We start from the raw sequence: 15928 nt of genomic DNA on the forward strand, positions 1-15928 counted from the left end.
TTATTTACAATATGCATAAATCAAAAGAGCCAAACAACCATGCAACAGTTACTTGATATCATGCGTGAATTACGTGAAAAATGCCCTTGGGATCGTGAGCAAACCCCACAAAGCCTTACACGTTATGCCATTGAAGAAGCATATGAAGTTGAAGATGCAGTGCGTAGTGGCAATGTGAATGACATTCGTGATGAACTTGGTGACTTATTGCTGCAAGTGGTGTTTCAAGCACAAATGTATAGTGAACAAGGCGCATTTGATTTTAATGATGTGGTTGATGCCATTACACAAAAATTGATTCGTCGCCATCCACATGTATTTGAAACAGAAAAATTTGAGCAATTAACGCCTGAACAAGTGTCTCGTTTATGGCAAGACATTAAAAATCAAGAAAAACAAGGCAAACCTCAGGCCCGTTTAGATGCTATTAAGCCGGGTCCAAGTTTACAACAAGCCGAAGCCATTCAAAAAAATGCCGCCAAAATTGGTTTTGATTTTGCCCATTTAGAAGATGCGTATGGGAAATTAGAAGAAGAATTGCGTGAACTACAACAGGCTATACAAAATGGGCATTCCGACGAAATTCAAGACGAGTTTGGCGACTGTTTATTCTCATTGGTCAATGTTGGGCGTAAACTAGGAGTGTCGAGTGAAAGTGCACTGCTTGGCACCATCCATAAATTTCGTAGCCGTTTCGCTTATATCGAACAACAGGCCTTGTTACAAGGCAAATCAGTTGATCAGATGAGCCTCGCTGAGATGGATCAATTATGGGAGGCTGCCAAAACTGCCAAGGAGGCTTATCGTGCCCATCATCGTAATACTCTTACTATTGATGATCGCCCATCCAACACAGGCGAATCAATTTGATCGTGACTATGCTAAATGGCAAGCCGAGCAACAAGCCATAGATATGCGCTTACAGGCCAAAAAAGCGGCTCAAGATCCGAATTATTATTTAGGTAAACCCAGTACCAAAGTCACCGGTTCAAGTCAGGCGACAGGGGCCAAAGTCAGTTTAAATCGTGCGTCTTTGGCAGAATTACAGCAACTTTCAGGTGTGGGGGCTAAAAAAGCCCAAGCCATTATTGATTATCGGCAGCAACATGGTGGCTTTAAGCGTATTGAAGAGCTAGACAACGTTAAAGGTATTGGACCTAAGTTATTAGAAAAAAATCGCGCGCGACTGGCTTTATAAGCCAATTTGTCACAAAACAGCTGATCTTAAGCCTGCTTCGATAATTTCTGATGGATTATCAAATTGCCCTTTGAGCAGCTAAGCGATATGATTAGCGTTATCTTAATAAAATTACGTTCAGACGTAGGAGACAGCGTCTTTTGCAAACCTTGCGCGCGTCAAAATGCGGTTTATCTACCGCACAATTACCTTCTTATATTTTAGATGTCATTGATGCTTTAACCAAAGCAGGTTATGAAGCTTATATTGTGGGCGGTGGTGTTCGTGACTTAATGCTTGGTCTTAATCCAAAGGATTTTGACGCTGTCACGAATGCGACTCCAAGCCAAATCAAGGAAGTATTCGGTCGTCGCTGCCGAATTATCGGTCGTCGTTTTGAATTGGCGCATGTCTATTCAGGTCGTGAATTGGTCGAAGTAGCTACTTTCCGTGCGCCACCGAAAAAAGCCGTAACATCAGCCCAAGGCATGATTTTACGTGATAATAATTGGGGCACGATTGAGCAAGACTTTGTTCGTCGGGACTTTTCAATTAATGCCATGTATTACCAACCACGTAAAGGCATTGTGCTGGATTTCTGTAATGCAGCCGATGATATTAAACATAAAACTTTACGTCTGTTGGGTGATCCACAAAAGCGTTTTGAAGAAGATCCAGTACGTATGTTGCGAACTTTACGTTTTGCAGCCAAACTGAATTTTAGTATTGCACCTGAAATTTTAGACATCTTTAATCCAGAAGCAGCCTACTTGCTACGTGATGTATCGCCACACCGTTTATACGATGAGTCACAAAAACTCTTTACCATGGGTCACTTAAATCGTGTGATGCCAATGTTAATTGAGTTTGGTATTTGGCAACAATTGTTTGCTGATATTGTACCTAAAATCACGCCATTTATTGAACGTGCAGCAAAAAATACCGATCAACGTATTTCAATTGGTAAAACCATTAATCCTGCATTTTTCTATGCGGTATTGTTATGGGAGCAATTCCTAGAGCGTTGTTATTTTTATCAACATAAAGGTGTTGTGGCGGCCGAAGCACGCGCTCAAGCAGGCTTGGATGTACTCAAACGTCAAAGTACCCGTACTGTAATTCCACGTTTTGCTGAAACTTTTATTCGTGAAGTTTGGGAAATGCAAACGCGTTTGCTCAATCCAAAGCCACAGCAAATTGAAGCATTATCAGGACATGCGCGTTTCCGTGCTGGCTTTGACTTTTTATTGTTACGTGAAAAATCAGGCGACACCACCACCCAAGGCATGGGCGAATGGTGGGATGCGTATCAGATCATGAGCAGTGATCAAAAAGAACGTGTGATAGGACAGTATAACCGTCAACGTACTAAGAGCCGTCGTTCAAAGTCGCATGACGATGACGTGGTGTTGGCAAGACAGCCACAAGAGCTTGAGCCTTTGGTACAAGAGCCTGAATCACGTAGCCGCCGTCAGCGTAAAGCCAAGCAAGAAGTACAAACGCAGGTGCAGCGTTCGGTGGCGTCTGGTAGTACCGATGGCAGCATTGGGCATGATCATCCGATTTTAAAACGTAAACGCGTTCAACGTGATTTAAAGCAAGTGATTTTTGGACCAACGCAATGATCATCACCTATATTGGCTTAGGCAGCAATCTTGGCGATTCAAAAGAAATTTTAACCGAAGCGGTGGCAAAACTTGCCACTTTAGGTGCGGTAAAAACTTCCAAGTTGTATCAAAGCCCACCTATGGGTCCACAAGATCAACCGGATTATTTTAATGCTGTGGTGCAACTCAGCACAGATTTAGCGCCGCTTGCTTTGTTGGATCAATTACAACGTTTTGAGCAAGAAGCAGGTCGTGTACGCTTACGCCATTGGGGTGAACGTACCTTAGATCTAGATTTATTAATCTATGGTGATCAACACATTCAAAATGAACGCTTAACTGTACCGCATGTTGGGGTGTTAGAGCGTGAGTTTGTGGTGTTGCCACTTTTAGATCTCGACCCACATTTAGACGTGAAAGGTCAAAAACTACAAGACTTAGCCTTGGTTCAACAGGCAAGTTTAGCGGTTTGCGCCGATGCCGATTGGGCAACATTATAATATTTTAGGGATGTCCTTTTACTTCTATAGAGGAATAGCTACATGATTAGTCTAAGCGATTTGCGCCGCTTTAAAGCCGAAGCACGTAAATTTTCATGTCTTACATGTTATGACGCCAGTATGGCCAAAGCCATGGAAATTGCCCAAATTGATAGTATTTTGATTGGCGATTCTTTAGGGATGTCTATTCAAGGGCGTGATTCGACTTTGCCTGTCACCGTAGACGATATGGCTTATCATACTGCTGCGGTACGCCGTGGCAATAGTCATGCTTTTATTATGACCGATTTACCGTTTATGAGTTATGCCACTTTAAACGATGCTTTGCAAAACTCACGTACTGTGATGCAAGCTGGTGCGCAAATGGTCAAAATGGAAGGTGGTGCATGGTTGGCCGAAACTGTTGAGGTGTTAACCCGTAATGGGATTCCGGTATGTGTGCATTTAGGTTTAACACCGCAATCAGTGCATGTATTGGGTGGTTATAAACTTCAAGCACGTACTCGTGAAGCAGCCGATCAACTAATTAGCGATTGTAAGGCTGTGGTGGAAGCAGGTGCTGCGATATTATTGCTTGAATGCGTGCCGGCACAATTGGGGCAAGAAATTAGTGAATTATTCCCACATACGCCCGTGATTGGCATTGGGGCCGGCAATGCAACCGATGGTCAAGTGTTAGTTGTACAAGACATGCTAGGCTTAACCTTTGGTCGCGTAGCAAAATTTGTGCGTAACTTTATGAAAGAGCAAGCAGGCGAAACCGCTATTTTAGATGCTTTTAAAGCCTATCATGCAGCCGTATTAGATGGATCTTTTCCCGCCAAAGAACACACCTTTCAGGTCGAGCTATAAACAATGAAAACAGAAACCACAATTCAAGGCTTAAGTGCATCACTCAGTCCAGCCCGTGCGGCACGTAAAATCATTGGTTTTGTACCCACGATGGGTAATTTACATCAAGGTCATTTAAACCTTGTGCGTGAAGCCAAGAAACTGTGTGATGTGGTGGTGGTGAGTATTTTTGTTAATCCAATTCAATTTGGACCTAACGAAGATTTTGACAGCTACCCGCGTACTTTAGAGCAAGATCAGCGTTTGTTGGCTGAGGTGGGCTGTGACATTGTTTTTGCACCCACTGTTGAACAAATGTATGGCAATCAGTCACGTTTAACCAATATTTCAGTCGGTGGCATTACCAACGACTTATGTGGTTTACAGCGCCCTGGTCATTTTGACGGGGTGGCAGTGGTAGTGACCAAATTATTTAATATGGTGCAACCAAAATATGCCTTCTTTGGTGAAAAAGATTACCAACAATTGGCGGTAATTCGTCAGTTTGTACGTGATTTAAACATCCCGCTGGAGGTGATTGGTGTATCGATTGCCCGTGCTGAAGATGGTTTAGCTTTAAGTTCACGCAATGGTTATTTAAGCCCTGAACATCGTGCCATTGCACCGATCATCTATCAAAGCTTAAAAGCTGCGGCAACACAGTTACAAGCAGGTGAAGCTTTAGCCGATGTTTTAGCAAATCTAGGTCAAAACTTAACAGAGGCTGGTTTTGAGGTAGATTACGTAGAAGCGCGTAGTCCTCAACTGCAAAAAGTTCAACAATTTGATCAAGATGTGGTGCTGTTTGTGGCAGCTAAATTAGGTGCAACGCGTTTAATTGACAACTTACAGGTTAAACATAGCGCTTAAACACTCAAAGGAGCAATGCCATGAAGCGTATCTTAATTGTGACAGGACAATCAGGCTCAGGTAAATCATCTGCTTTACAGGTGTTAGAGGATTTGGGCTATTACTGTATCGACAATTTACCCTTGGCATTGCTTCCTGAAATTGTATCTAAACTCGATTATGAAAATAATCTAGAGCTGTTAGCGCTTGGCGTAGATGTCAGAAGTACACGTGCTGATTTGCAAGAATTTGATGACGTGTTTGCTTTATTGCAACAACACGGCGATGTTGAAGTGATTTTTTTAAGCTCACAAGACAAAGAATTATTTGCCCGTTTTAGTGCTTCACGTCGTCCGCATCCGTTATCAAGTCGTTTTCAAAGCTTAAGTGTATGTATTGAAGAAGAAAAAAAACTACTCTTGCCGATTCAAATGCGCGCAACGGTGAGTATTGATACCACCGATAAAAGTGTGCATGATTTAAAACATGTTTTGCTGTCTAAATTAGGGCAAAATGAGCGCTTGGTTGTTATTTTACAATCTTTTGGCTACAAGCATGGTATTCCATTGGATGCCGACTATGTGTTTGATGTTAGACATTTACCCAATCCGCATTGGGATTTAAGCTTACGTCAACATTCAGGACTTGATCAGCCGGTAAAAGAGTTTTTAAGCCAAAGTGAGCAAGTCAACGAGATGTTTAATGACCTGCATGGGTTTTTAGATAAATGGTTGCCAACCTTTTGTGAAGGGCATCGTCACTATATTACGGTGTCGATTGGCTGTACCGGTGGGCAACACCGTTCTGTATATATTGTGGATAGACTCAGACAAGCCCTTGAGGCAAAATGGTCTATTCAAGTCCTCCACCGAGAAATGAAGCACTGGTCATGATCGAAACAACTGTTGACGTAATGAATAAACTAGGTTTACATGCGCGTGCATCTGGTAAGCTAATTGAGGTCACTACCAAATTTCGTTCGTCGATTCAAATTGGCAAAGGTGACAAGTTAGTCGATGCAAAAAATATTATGTCTTTGCTGATGCTTGGTGCAGGCAAGGGCACAACTTTACGCTTGGTGATTGAAGGTTTAGATGAAGAAAAAGCTTTGTCTGAGATTCAAGCACTATTTGCAGCAAAATTTTACGAGGCAGATTAATCGTGGCACGTCGATCAACCCGTTTTACCGAAGAAGACTTTGAATCTTTGGAAGGACGTGCAAGTAAAACCGAACAGAAAAAAGCCGTACAACGTATGGCCGCTTTAGGTGAGCAGCTTGCACAACTGAGTATTAAGCAAATCAATAATCTCCCTGTTGAAGAACGCTTAATTGAGGCACTGCTTGATGTCCGTGCAATCACGTCAGGTGAGGCACGTCGTCGTCAGTTTTTACGTATTGGTAAATTGTTGCGCAATGAAGATGAAAGCATGATTTTATCTTATTTAACGCCGCAACAAGGCGCGAAAAAAACTGCACAGTTACAGCGTTGGGTTGATCGTATGATCAATCAAGGCGACCCTGTCATTAAAGAGTTTATGAAAGCGCACAATGCCGCTGAGCATCACCCAATTCGTCAGCATATTTTACGAATTCAGCGTGATATCAGCAAACAAGTCTCTGAAGAAGAGCTTGCGGCATCGAAGTTAAAATTATTTAACTACATCCAACAAGTGGCACTCATCTCGGATCAATAAAAACAGCGGCTGTGGCCGCTTTTTTTAATTCGAAAGGTTTAATCCATGGGTTAAGCCGTGTAAAATTCAAGACGATTTTTATTTATCCACCGTTTTTATCTTTTGAGGAATTTCCTCGATCATAATCTCGCGGTGATATGCTCTATGGTACGGGGCATCACTCCTTAAGGATTTTCTATGCCAATTATCACTTTGCCAAATGGCGATCAAAAACAGTTTGATCAAGCCGTATCTGTGATGGATGTTGCGCTCAGCATCGGTCCGGGTCTTGCAAAAAATACAGTTGCAGGTCGTGTTAACGGTCAACTCGTTGATGCTTCTGATTTAATTACTGAAGACGCAACCTTACAAATCATCACGCCAAAAGATGAAGATGGTGTTCATATCATCCGTCACTCTTGCGCACATTTAGTGGGTCATGCGGTTAAGCAATTGTTCCCTGAAGCGAAGATGGTGATTGGTCCTGTCATTGAAGATGGTTTTTATTACGATATTTTCAGTGAAAAGCCGTTTACGCCAGATGACATGGCTGCTATCGAAGCGCGTATGAAAAAGCTCATCGACCAAGATTATGATGTCATTAAAAAAATGACGCCGCGTGATGAAGTGATTGCAGAGTTCACCGCGCGTGGCGAAGACTACAAATTACGCTTGATTGCAGACATGCCTGAAGAAACCGAAATGGGCTTGTACTACCATCAAGACTATTTGGATATGTGCCGTGGTCCGCACGTTCCAAACACCAAATTCTTAAAAGCCTTTAAACTGACTAAAATGTCAGGTGCTTATTGGCGTGGTGATGCGAAAAACGAACAATTACAACGTGTTTACGGTACCGCTTGGGCAGATAAAAAGCAGCTTGCAGCATATGTAAAACGCATTGAAGAAGCAGAAAAACGCGATCACCGTAAAATTGGTAAAGCGCTTGATTTGTTCCATATGCAAGAAGAAGCACCGGGTATGGTGTTCTGGCATCCAAACGGTTGGACGATTTACCAAGTACTTGAACAGTACATGCGTAAAGTACAACAAGACAATGGTTATGAAGAAATTCGTACCCCGCAAGTGGTTGATTTCACCCTTTGGGAAAAATCAGGACATGCTGCCAACTACGCAGATAACATGTTTACCACCCATTCAGAAAACCGTAACTATGCGGTTAAGCCAATGAACTGTCCTTGTCACGTACAAGTGTTCAATCAAGGTTTAAAATCTTACCGTGATTTACCAGTACGTTTAGCTGAGTTTGGTTCGTGCCATCGTAACGAACCATCGGGTTCATTACATGGCATTATGCGTGTACGTGGCTTTACTCAAGATGACGCGCATATTTTCTGTACCAAAGAACAAATTGGTCAAGAAGTTGCAGACTTCATTAAATTGACCTTAGATGTTTATAAAGACTTTGGCTTCGAAGAAGTACAAATGAAACTCTCTACACGTCCTGAAAAACGTGTGGGTGATGACGCGCTTTGGGATATGGCAGAAAAATCTTTAGCTGATGCTTTAGATGCAGCCGGTCTTGAGTGGGAATTGCAACCGGGTGAAGGTGCATTCTACGGTCCAAAAATTGAATTCTCTTTAAAAGACTGCTTAGGTCGTGTATGGCAATGTGGTACTATTCAGTGTGACTTTAACTTACCAGAGCGTTTAGACGCCTCGTATGTCACTGAAGACAACGACCGCGATCAGCCTGTGATGTTACACCGTGCGATCTTAGGCAGTTTCGAGCGCTTCATTGGTATTTTAATTGAGCACTATGCAGGCTTTATGCCACCTTGGTTGGCACCAATTCAAGCCTGCGTGATGAACATTACTGATTCACAAGCCGAAGCGTGTGAGTCAGTCGTCGCAAAACTTAAAGAAAGCGGTATCCGCGCGATTTCAGACTTGAGAAATGAGAAAATCGGCTTTAAGATTCGTGAACGTACCTTAGAACGTGTTCCTTACTTACTGGTTTTAGGTGACCGTGAAGTTGAGGAAGGTACTGTAAACGTGCGTACCCGTTCAGGGAAAAATTTGGGTACTATGTCAATCGATGCTTTCGTTGACTTAGTGAAAGTAGCCGTTGCCGAACGCGGCCGGTACATTGTGGAGTAACAGCGATTAAACAGCCTGACCGTAATCAACAGGGCGGTAAGTCAAACCGTCCTGCTTTGAATGATGAAATTCGTGCTAAAGAAGTTCGTCTTGTAGACGAAAATGGTGAGCAAAAAGGTATTGTAAGCTTAGCAGACGCCGTGCGCGCTGCAGAAGCTGTTGATCTTGACTTGGTTGAGATCGTTGCTAATGCTGAGCCACCAGTTTGTAAAATCATGGACTTTAACAAGCATTTGTTTGACCTTAAGCAAAAGCAAAAAGAAGCGAAGAAAAAACAACATCAAGTACAGGTGAAAGAAATCAAGCTCCGCCCTGGTACTGATGTTGGTGATTACAACGTAAAATTACGTTCAATCATCAAGTTCCTTGAAGAAGGCAACAAGGTGAAAATCACCCTTCGTTTCCGTGGTCGTGAAATGGCCCATCAACAATTAGGTTTAGCGCAATTACAAAAAGTTGAAGCTGACGTAGTTGATTTTGGTGTTGTTGAGCAATCTCCAAAAATGGAAGGTCGTCAAATGGGTATGTTACTTGGACCGAAAAAGAAAAAGTAATCACCCATCAAAAAGCGCTGCAGTTGCAGCGCTTTTTTTATGCCTTATTTTAAAACAACAACTTAAGCTTGCTTTTCAATTTGCTCAAGTTGAGGTCCAATTGGAATTTGGCGTGGTAACTTTTCTTCAGGAATAATGCGTTGTAAATCAATTGATAGCAAACCATTTTGGTAATCGGCTTGTTGCACTTCAATATATTCATCTAAACGCAATGACAGTTTAAATGCACGACGTGCAATCCCTTTATGTAAAAACTCAATCTGTTCTTGGTCTTGTGGTTTAGCTTGTGCTGTAATGCTTAACAAGCGATTTTCAAGATGAATGGCCAATTCATTTTGGTCAAAACCTGCCGCCGCCACCACAATACGGTAAGCATTGTCACCGCGTTTTTCGATGTTATAAGGGGGATAATTTGGAGTGTCGCTTTGCATGGCATAGTCAAAGAAATCATTTAAACGGTCAAAGCCAATACCACGACGAAATAACGGGCTTAAAGTCATATTACTCATAAATAAAACCTTCTAAGGTTAGCAAAGTCATACAAATAAGTGGCTGCAATCTAATATTCACAACCTGACGCTTAACATCCAAAACAGATCGTTTGCGTATTTTTTATATAGGTTTAACTTAAAAAATTTCAAGAAAAAATTACCTGTAAAATTTTAATTTATTGTTTTTATAAAACATTTTTTTTACAAAAAATGTTTGAAAAGCATGTTATAAAAATACTCACTTGAGCAACTACAATGACTTTTAGCATGATTGATCTTTATTATTGGCCAACCCCCAATGGGCATAAAATTACAATTGCCTTAGAAGAAATGGGATTTGAGTATCAAATTTTTCCGATCAATATTAGCCAAAATGCTCAATTTCAACCTGATTTTTTAAAGATTTCACCCAATAACAAAATTCCTGCCATTGTTGATCAAGATGGGCCGCATGGTCAGCCAATTTCGGTGTTTGAATCAGGCGCAATTTTGCAATATCTCGCGCGTAAAACAGGTTTGTTTTATCCAAGCGCTGAAGTTGCGCGTATAGAGGTAGAGCAGTGGCTGATGTGGCAAATGGCAAGTTTTGGTCCAATGTTGGGACAAAACCATCATTTTAGTCGCTTTGCGCCTGAACGAATCGCTTATGCAACCGAGCGTTATGTTGCAGAAACTCAGCGTTTATACACAGTGTTAGATACACAGCTTGCAAATCGCGACTATGTTGCAGGTGAGTACTCGATTGCAGATATGGCGATTTTGCCTTGGATCTTACGGTATGAATGGCAGCAGATTGATTTAAATGACTATCCGTATGTTTTGTCTTATATGCAACGCCTTACTGCACGTCCTGCGGTGCAACGTGCTTTGGCAATTCAGCTTGATGTTTAAATCTGCTACCATGCAGATGAATCTTTTTTCAATGGTCTGGGTCAATGCAACAGTTTTTCTTAAATTTAACGCGTATTGTTGAAAATAACGCACGAATCTATTTAAGCATTATTTTTGGTATTGCCTTATGCTTATTGATATTTGTGGCAGAAGCGGTGCATGTGCAAAAAATTGCAGAAAGTTTAGCCACCAAAGATCAAAACATATTGCGTGCTGCGATTAGCCCGATTGCAGACATTTACACATGGGCGCGTATTGTAGTGCTGATTTTGATGTGTGTTTGGTCACGTCTTGAATATAGCCGTACCAAAAAGCGTTTAGGCTTGTAAATTGGCACTGCTCCTCCTATTTGTGAGTGCCTTTGGTGCAGCTACTTTATTGCCCTTACAATCAGAGGCAGTATTGCTCGCGATGTTAAGCCAAACTGATTATTCAGCAGCTTTGCTGATTTTTGTGGCAAGCGTAGGTAATATTTTAGGCAGTTGCGTCAATTGGTACCTAGGAATCAAGGCCGAACATTTTAAAGATAAAAAATGGTTTCCTGTATCTGAGCAAAAACTCAACCGCGCGCAAAAGCTGTATCATCGTTATGGATTTTGGTCGTTGTTGTTGAGTTGGACACCTATCATTGGTGATCCCATTACCTTGATTGCCGGTTTAATGCGAGAAAATTTCATCCGATTTTTACTGATGGTCAGCATGGCAAAAATCGGACGTTATCTATTTATTTACTGGATTATGCTTCAATTACATTGATCTACATTCAGTTTAAGTTTCTCGCTGAACTTAAAGCTTTGTAATTGATAGAAATTACGTGGTGCACTAAGTTGAACTTGTGCAAATTGTGTCACTAAACGATGATCTAAATTGAAATATCCTGAGCCTTTGGTAATACGAGTGGATGTAATTTTATTATGACGATTAAGGCTAAAATCAAATTCTATCGATCTATCCTCTGAACCCACATTATATAGTTGCGCTTCTAGCTTGGGTGGTTGACTGAGATATTTGAACCCCAAGTCTTGGCCTTGCTGCTGCTTAGTAAAACCAACCACTTCAAATTGACAAGTGGACACGATCTTAGGCGCTGTAGGCTTACTTTTGGTGGTTGATTGATAGTCGTTTGCCATCATCTCGAATTTTTGTATGACATATATAGGTTGAGAGTAAGGTTTAAAACGAGCATGTTGTGTTGCCTCAATGATCATTGCATCTAATGCTTGTAGGCCTGAACTTTGATCAATGTTCACTGTTTTGATTGCACCACTGCTATCAGCTTCTATCTTGACAGAAATTTTTCTCGGTTGACCTTCTAAATCGCCATCTTTTAATCTGACTTTCGGTGCCCGTAACCATTCTAGTTGTGGATAATCATGCATCAGTTTAAATTGTGGCTTTGCCTGATCAATTGTCGCAGTATCCGCACATATATTTTGGTTTAGTCCGAGTAAAAGACCGAAGCAGATTAATTTATGGATCATGAATAGGCATTCCTAACAGCATGTATAGCAAAGCAACATGCTGTCACTATAGGATTAGTTTTATAAGCAATGATTTAACTTAAAGACAATTTCATCTTTTAAGGTCTTTGGTTTATACAGCCAATATTTACGCGGTACGTTCAACCGTACCGATTGTGCTGCGTTTTTCACCTGTTGATCAAGGTTATATATGCCTGAGCCTTTGTTAATTTTAACTTTTTTCACATCGCCTTTTTTGTTCACTTTTAATTCAAAAGCCACACGACGTGTATGCTGATTTAAATCATCTTCTGTTAAAGCCAAAACGGGTTGTTGTTGATAAGTAAAAGTAGCTTTTTGACCCTGTTGCTGTGCCTGCCATACTTTAGAATTAAATTGGTATTGGCAAATTTTTTGATCATCATGTTGATATTTCAAGTTAAAGACTTGATAGCCAATAATAGGTAAGGTGGTGTCTTGAACCTGATGCGGTTTGACTTGCGCGCTTGATACGGCTGTAAGCAGTGCCTGATCAATTTTTTTGACCCCACTACTTTCTTGGATACTAGCTTTGGTCACTTTACCTGTTTCATCAGCATAAACACGTACAATTGCGCTACGATCTTGCCGATTTAAGTCTTGGTTTTGATAATGTGGCTTCGGAAATTTCTGCCAATCAATACGTGTGGTGAGATGAGCGGGCAGGGCAGCTAGGGTTTGTGGGGTTAATTGTTGGGTTTTGACTGGCTCACTATGAGCAAGGCAAAAGGGTAAACTAAACAGTGCTACAGCGATAATTGCTTTCATAACCAATATTTTAATGAAATGGGTAAAAATAATGCGTTCAAGTATTTCCAAAAACCATGTGGCTCGCAAGTAAAAAGATCATTTTATATTAAGTAACAATGCTTTTGTTTTAGACAAAGATGCTTTAGAATATCGGCTCCCTTACCTGCAGGTCGTTTTTGCAATGGTGCAGACGTTCCGAACAGGTGTTCAAAAGAGGTTGTTATGCCTAAGATGAAAACCCGCCGTGGTGCAGCTAAACGCTTCAAAGCGACTGCAAACGGTTTTAAGCGTAAACAAGCGTTCAAACGCCACATTTTGACCAAAAAATCTGCTAAGCGTATTCGTCAATTACGCGGCTGTGTAATGGTTCACGTAAGTGACGTTGCAGCAGTTCGCGCTATGTGCCCGTACATCTAAGGAGATTATAAATGGCTCGTGTAAAACGTGGTGTACAGGCTCATCGCCGTCACAAAAAAATTCTTGCTCGCGCTAAAGGTTACTACGGTGCTCGCTCACGCGTTTACCGCGTAGCGTTCCAAGCGGTAATCAAAGCTGGTCAATATGCTTACCGTGACCGCCGTCAAAAGAAACGTCAATTCCGTGCTTTATGGATTGCGCGTATCAATGCTGGTGCTCGTCAAAATGGTTTATCGTACAGCCGTATGATCTCTGGCTTGAAAAAAGCTCAAGTGATCATCGACCGTCGTGTACTTGCTGACATCGCTATGCATGACGCTGTTGCGTTTGCTGCTATCGCTCAAAAAGCGAAAGATGCATTGGCTGCATAAGTCTTTATGACTTGAAAAAAAGACCGCTTTTGCGGTCTTTTTTTTGTTTAAAATCCAAAATAATATGCAGCTGCACAAATCAGGGCAGTCATTAAAATCAGTTTAATCACATGTGTTGCACCGACTTTCTTGCTTGATGCTGTTGGAAAATCGAGTTTTTCATCTATAGCGCTATCTAATGGTGTTTGCGCACTTTGATGATTTAAGCGAGCAGTCGCATGGTGATTGGCGACTTTCACAATAAATTTAGCGTGTAAATCCTCAATTTTTTCGGCAAAGTGTTTATATTGCAGATGTTGTTCTGCAGACCAATCTTGAGCGCCTTGCTGCTGTGCCAATTTTCTGAGTTTTGCGATATGTTGCGTCAGCGCATCTAACTGATGTAAGCGCTCATGCGCATAATCTGCCTGCACCTCGCTTGGAAGTAAAGCCAGATAATCACTTTGATCTTGCGGATCTGGAATGCCGTAGTAAGCCATGCTTATATGCGGCACCGTAAAATCTTGAGCCAATAGGTGGTTAAACAATTCTGTTTGTAAAAATTGCTCGATTTCGTCCCAATTGGGGCGTTGTAAATCAGCAGCGATGTGTTTAGCCAGTTTGCTGTTAAGTTCATAACGCCATAAAGTTTCTACGCGGTTTACTATCTCTTGTCCAATTGGCGCTTCGTAGTCTTGCTCGGATTGATACCAGGCAGCAAGTTCACGACCACATAGCCAAGCATGTTTGGCTTTTGGGCTATGGCTGACAATAAAATGTGCATAAGGAATCAGCTCAATATTGGGGTTGGGATTTTTTTCATTGCGCAATAAACTGGAGCAATGCAAGCTTAAGCGTGTCACACCTTGGGCTTTTAATCCCTCAAGCCAAATTTGAAAATGCTGTGCCAACAATTGCTGTGAGTTTAAATCCCGAAAGAAAAAGGCATGTTGCGCAAAAATCGCGTGATTAAGCCAACGACTTAAATTTAAGTCTTGAGCAAGATATTGATTGCCATAGCTCACTAAGGTCAATTGCTGTTGCCAAATAGGGTCTAGCGCCATGCCATCACTCTGTTGAAATTTGTATTTATCTTAGCCTTTGTCAAAAGCACCTAGCAATTAAATTTTCGTTAAAGACACGCTTCATAAAAATAGCGAAAAACTGTTAGAATGACAGGTTTTAATTATATTTCTAAATGTTGCTTTGAGAGTTACTATGTCACTGGAAGCCCTGACTACTGAAGCGCTTGCTGCCATCGCAGCAGCAGAGGACCTTGCTACACTCGATCAAGTACGAGTGCAATTTACCGGCAAGAAGAGCCAACTTGCCGAGCAATCAAAGTCTTTAGGCAAAATGGATCCTGAACAGCGTAAAGAGTTTGGTGCCCAAATTCATGCTGTACGTGAAGCAATCAATGCCGCTTTAACTGAGCGTCAAACTGCATTACAACAAGCTGCTTTAGCAGCCAAACTTGCTAGCGAAACCATTGATATTAGCCTGCCGGGCCGTGGTCAAAGCGTTGGCAGTATTCATCCGGTTACTCAAGTCCAAGAACGTATTTGCCAATTTTTTACCAAAGCGGGCTTTTCTGTTGCAACAGGTCCTGAAGTTGAAGATGACTATCATAACTTTGAAGCATTGAATATTCCGGGGCATCACCCTGCACGTGCCATGCACGATACATTCTATTTTGACGTCAATCATTTGTTACGTACCCATACTTCGGGCGTACAGATTCGTACCATGGAAACCCAGCAGCCACCAATTCGCATTGTGTGTCCGGGGCGTGTGTATCGTTGTGACTCAGATCAAACTCACTCACCGATGTTCCATCAAATCGAAGGTTTGTATGTTGCTGAAAAAACGAGCTTTGCAGAACTTAAAGGTTTATTGGTGAATCTTTTAAATGAATTTTTTGAAAAAGATTTAAAAGTACGTTTCCGCCCATCTTATTTCCCATTTACTGAGCCAAGTGCTGAAGTAGATATTATGGATGAACGTGGCAAATGGTTAGAAGTATTAGGTTGCGGTATGGTGCATCCAAACGTACTGCGTTCTGCAGGTATTGATCCTGAGAAATATACAGGTTTTGCCTTTGGTTTAGGGGTTGAACGTTTTGCAATGTTACGTTATGGCATTAATGACTTACGTATGTTCTACCAAAACGATGTGCGTTTCTTACGCCAGTTTGCTTAAAACTTTTTATTTAATCCT

General features: G+C 41.5%; 21 protein-coding genes. 17 read left to right on the top strand and 4 right to left on the bottom strand.

Annotation, left to right across the window (positions count from 1 at the left end; genetic code table 11):
* The first annotated feature begins 39 nt into the window (after positions 1–39).
* The 11 genes from mazG (at position 40) to infC (ending at position 9313) form a co-directional block, all read left to right on the top strand.
* Positions 40–870 carry a nucleoside triphosphate pyrophosphohydrolase gene (mazG, locus tag Q0017_RS02005; protein ID WP_298142110.1) on the top strand — a complete coding sequence of 277 codons (831 nt, stop codon included), beginning with the start codon at positions 40–42 and terminating at the stop codon, positions 868–870.
* Positions 836–1198 (top strand): ComEA family DNA-binding protein, encoded by a 363-nt coding sequence (locus Q0017_RS02010; RefSeq protein WP_298142157.1) that lies wholly within the window; start codon positions 836–838, stop codon positions 1196–1198. The genes mazG and Q0017_RS02010 overlap by 35 nt, the downstream gene beginning before the upstream one ends.
* Before the next feature lie 140 nt (positions 1199–1338).
* A complete protein-coding gene (gene pcnB, locus Q0017_RS02015; RefSeq protein ID WP_298142112.1) occupies positions 1339–2802 on the top strand; it encodes a polynucleotide adenylyltransferase PcnB in 1464 nt (487 codons plus the stop codon).
* The gene (folK, locus tag Q0017_RS02020; protein ID WP_298142113.1) at positions 2799–3284 is read left to right on the top strand and encodes a 2-amino-4-hydroxy-6-hydroxymethyldihydropteridine diphosphokinase; all 486 of its coding nucleotides are present in this window, start codon (positions 2799–2801) and stop codon (positions 3282–3284) included. Before pcnB ends, folK begins: the two co-directional genes overlap by 4 nt.
* A 42-nt stretch (positions 3285–3326) precedes the next feature.
* A complete protein-coding gene (panB, locus tag Q0017_RS02025) occupies positions 3327–4136 on the top strand; it encodes a 3-methyl-2-oxobutanoate hydroxymethyltransferase (RefSeq protein WP_298142114.1) in 810 nt (269 codons plus the stop codon).
* 3 nt (positions 4137–4139) lie between these two features.
* Positions 4140–4985, top strand: coding sequence for a pantoate--beta-alanine ligase (panC, locus tag Q0017_RS02030; protein WP_298142116.1), 846 nt, complete (start codon positions 4140–4142; stop codon positions 4983–4985).
* A gap of 20 nt (positions 4986–5005) precedes the next feature.
* Positions 5006–5857 (top strand): RNase adapter RapZ, encoded by an 852-nt coding sequence (gene rapZ / locus Q0017_RS02035; protein ID WP_298142118.1) that lies wholly within the window; start codon positions 5006–5008, stop codon positions 5855–5857.
* Positions 5854–6123, top strand: a complete 270-nt coding sequence (locus Q0017_RS02040; RefSeq protein WP_297425101.1) for an HPr family phosphocarrier protein — start codon at positions 5854–5856, stop codon at positions 6121–6123. The genes rapZ and Q0017_RS02040 overlap by 4 nt, the downstream gene beginning before the upstream one ends.
* A 2-nt stretch (positions 6124–6125) precedes the next feature.
* The gene (yjgA, locus tag Q0017_RS02045) at positions 6126–6659 is read left to right on the top strand and encodes a ribosome biogenesis factor YjgA (protein WP_298142120.1); all 534 of its coding nucleotides are present in this window, start codon (positions 6126–6128) and stop codon (positions 6657–6659) included.
* Positions 6660–6836: 177 nt separating this feature from the next.
* Entirely contained in the window at positions 6837–8759 is a 1923-nt protein-coding gene (thrS, locus tag Q0017_RS02050) for a threonine--tRNA ligase (protein WP_298142122.1), read from the top strand.
* A gap of 5 nt (positions 8760–8764) precedes the next feature.
* Positions 8765–9313, top strand: coding sequence for a translation initiation factor IF-3 (gene infC, locus Q0017_RS02055; RefSeq protein ID WP_297425260.1), 549 nt, complete (start codon positions 8765–8767; stop codon positions 9311–9313).
* A 62-nt stretch (positions 9314–9375) separates the two neighbouring features.
* On the opposite strand, the gene Q0017_RS02060 is transcribed toward infC, so the two are convergent.
* Complete coding sequence (locus Q0017_RS02060; protein ID WP_298142124.1) at positions 9376–9822, bottom strand: Hsp20 family protein; 447 nt, start codon at positions 9820–9822, stop codon at positions 9376–9378.
* 249 nt (positions 9823–10071) lie between these two features.
* Here Q0017_RS02060 and Q0017_RS02065 point away from each other — a divergent pair, with 249 nt between their 5' ends.
* The 3 genes from Q0017_RS02065 to Q0017_RS02075 are packed head-to-tail and all read left to right on the top strand — an operon-like array spanning position 10072 to position 11451.
* Complete coding sequence (locus tag Q0017_RS02065) at positions 10072–10695, top strand: glutathione S-transferase N-terminal domain-containing protein (protein WP_298142126.1); 624 nt, start codon at positions 10072–10074, stop codon at positions 10693–10695.
* A gap of 44 nt (positions 10696–10739) precedes the next feature.
* Positions 10740–11024, top strand: a complete 285-nt coding sequence (locus Q0017_RS02070) for a hypothetical protein (protein WP_298142127.1) — start codon at positions 10740–10742, stop codon at positions 11022–11024.
* A gap of 1 nt (position 11025) precedes the next feature.
* Positions 11026–11451: a YqaA family protein gene (locus tag Q0017_RS02075; RefSeq protein ID WP_298142129.1), complete on the top strand. Its 426-nt coding sequence runs from the start codon at positions 11026–11028 to the stop codon at positions 11449–11451.
* Here Q0017_RS02075 and Q0017_RS02080 read toward each other — a convergent pair.
* Together Q0017_RS02080 and Q0017_RS02085 are read right to left on the bottom strand one after the other, a co-directional pair.
* The gene (locus Q0017_RS02080; RefSeq protein WP_298142131.1) at positions 11439–12176 is read right to left on the bottom strand and encodes a hypothetical protein; all 738 of its coding nucleotides are present in this window, start codon (positions 12174–12176) and stop codon (positions 11439–11441) included. The genes Q0017_RS02075 and Q0017_RS02080 overlap by 13 nt on opposite strands.
* Before the next feature lie 60 nt (positions 12177–12236).
* Entirely contained in the window at positions 12237–12962 is a 726-nt protein-coding gene (locus tag Q0017_RS02085) for an energy transducer TonB (protein ID WP_298142133.1), read from the bottom strand.
* Positions 12963–13166: 204 nt separating this feature from the next.
* Here Q0017_RS02085 and rpmI point away from each other — a divergent pair, with 204 nt between their 5' ends.
* Both rpmI and rplT read left to right on the top strand, forming a co-directional pair.
* Positions 13167–13361, top strand: a complete 195-nt coding sequence (gene rpmI / locus Q0017_RS02090; RefSeq protein WP_122900225.1) for a 50S ribosomal protein L35 — start codon at positions 13167–13169, stop codon at positions 13359–13361.
* A gap of 11 nt (positions 13362–13372) precedes the next feature.
* Positions 13373–13732 carry a 50S ribosomal protein L20 gene (rplT, locus tag Q0017_RS02095; RefSeq protein WP_005095799.1) on the top strand — a complete coding sequence of 120 codons (360 nt, stop codon included), beginning with the start codon at positions 13373–13375 and terminating at the stop codon, positions 13730–13732.
* 47 nt (positions 13733–13779) lie between these two features.
* On the opposite strand, the gene Q0017_RS02100 is transcribed toward rplT, so the two are convergent.
* On the bottom strand, positions 13780–14775 hold the full coding sequence (locus Q0017_RS02100) for a hypothetical protein (protein ID WP_298142135.1): 996 nt from the start codon (positions 14773–14775) through the stop codon (positions 13780–13782).
* A gap of 154 nt (positions 14776–14929) precedes the next feature.
* On the opposite strand from Q0017_RS02100, the gene pheS reads away from it, so the two are divergent.
* Positions 14930–15910, top strand: coding sequence for a phenylalanine--tRNA ligase subunit alpha (gene pheS / locus Q0017_RS02105; protein ID WP_297425070.1), 981 nt, complete (start codon positions 14930–14932; stop codon positions 15908–15910).
* Positions 15911–15928 lie beyond the last annotated feature (18 nt).

It is taken from the genome of uncultured Acinetobacter sp. (assembly GCF_947624825.1).
Classification (GTDB): Bacteria; Pseudomonadota; Gammaproteobacteria; order Pseudomonadales; family Moraxellaceae; genus Acinetobacter.

Excerpts from the sequence above, each read along its gene's own strand:
- mazG (WP_298142110.1), top strand. The coding sequence starts at position 40 with ATGCAACAGTTACTTGATATCATGCGTGAATTACGTGAAAAATGCCCT.
- Q0017_RS02010 (WP_298142157.1), top strand. The coding sequence starts at position 836 with ATGATCGCCCATCCAACACAGGCGAATCAATTTGATCGTGACTATGCT.
- folK (WP_298142113.1), top strand. The coding sequence starts at position 2,799 with ATGATCATCACCTATATTGGCTTAGGCAGCAATCTTGGCGATTCAAAA.
- panB (WP_298142114.1), top strand. The coding sequence starts at position 3,327 with ATGATTAGTCTAAGCGATTTGCGCCGCTTTAAAGCCGAAGCACGTAAA.
- panC (WP_298142116.1), top strand. The coding sequence starts at position 4,140 with ATGAAAACAGAAACCACAATTCAAGGCTTAAGTGCATCACTCAGTCCA.
- rapZ (WP_298142118.1), top strand. The coding sequence starts at position 5,006 with ATGAAGCGTATCTTAATTGTGACAGGACAATCAGGCTCAGGTAAATCA.
- Q0017_RS02040 (WP_297425101.1), top strand. The coding sequence starts at position 5,854 with ATGATCGAAACAACTGTTGACGTAATGAATAAACTAGGTTTACATGCG.
- thrS (WP_298142122.1), top strand. The coding sequence starts at position 6,837 with ATGCCAATTATCACTTTGCCAAATGGCGATCAAAAACAGTTTGATCAA.
- Q0017_RS02060 (WP_298142124.1), bottom strand. The coding sequence starts at position 9,822 with ATGAGTAATATGACTTTAAGCCCGTTATTTCGTCGTGGTATTGGCTTT.
- Q0017_RS02065 (WP_298142126.1), top strand. The coding sequence starts at position 10,072 with ATGATTGATCTTTATTATTGGCCAACCCCCAATGGGCATAAAATTACA.
- Q0017_RS02070 (WP_298142127.1), top strand. The coding sequence starts at position 10,740 with ATGCAACAGTTTTTCTTAAATTTAACGCGTATTGTTGAAAATAACGCA.
- Q0017_RS02080 (WP_298142131.1), bottom strand. The coding sequence starts at position 12,176 with ATGATCCATAAATTAATCTGCTTCGGTCTTTTACTCGGACTAAACCAA.
- Q0017_RS02085 (WP_298142133.1), bottom strand. The coding sequence starts at position 12,962 with ATGAAAGCAATTATCGCTGTAGCACTGTTTAGTTTACCCTTTTGCCTT.
- rpmI (WP_122900225.1), top strand. The coding sequence starts at position 13,167 with ATGCCTAAGATGAAAACCCGCCGTGGTGCAGCTAAACGCTTCAAAGCG.
- rplT (WP_005095799.1), top strand. The coding sequence starts at position 13,373 with ATGGCTCGTGTAAAACGTGGTGTACAGGCTCATCGCCGTCACAAAAAA.
- Q0017_RS02100 (WP_298142135.1), bottom strand. The coding sequence starts at position 14,775 with ATGGCGCTAGACCCTATTTGGCAACAGCAATTGACCTTAGTGAGCTAT.
- pheS (WP_297425070.1), top strand. The coding sequence starts at position 14,930 with ATGTCACTGGAAGCCCTGACTACTGAAGCGCTTGCTGCCATCGCAGCA.